The sequence below is a fragment of the Pseudomonas sp. UBA7500 genome (assembly GCF_002478435.1).
Classification (GTDB): Bacteria; Pseudomonadota; Gammaproteobacteria; order Pseudomonadales; family Pseudomonadaceae; genus Aquipseudomonas; species Aquipseudomonas palmensis.
Window position 1 is genome coordinate 1 of sequence record NZ_DLNW01000045.1, and the last position, 364, is coordinate 364.

A 364-nucleotide genomic window follows, 5' to 3' on the forward strand; every position below is an offset into this window, starting at 1 on the left:
TGATGCTGCCCTCGCCGGTGTCGTGGGCAAAACGGCCAAGGCTGGCGCCCTTGTTCAGCGCACCGATGGCGTTGGCGCTGAGGGCGCCGAAGCTCATGGCCGAAATGTTGAAGATCGACGCCGAGTACGGCTGGCGGCATTGCGGGCCGCCGATGGCGATGCGAAACGAGGCCGGGTCGGGGGTGTTGACCGGCAGCATCGAATGGCTGATGAACTCGAAGCCCGGGCGGTACACGTCATTGAGCGTGCCGAAGGCTTTCTCGGCGCTTTCGTTCTTGGCCCGTGCGTACACCAGCGAGCGCTGCGCGCGGGAGAAGGGCAGCTTGTCGTCGTCGCCTTCGAGCAGGTACTGGCGGATCTCGGG

The 364-nt window shown here is 65.7% G+C and carries 1 pseudogene (cut by a window edge); it reads right to left on the reverse strand.

Annotated elements, in window-relative coordinates:
• A pseudogene (locus tag B4I46_RS19100) lies at nucleotides 1-364 on the reverse strand (glutamate synthase-related protein) (its annotated part continues 179 nt past the right edge of the window); the annotation flags it as partial.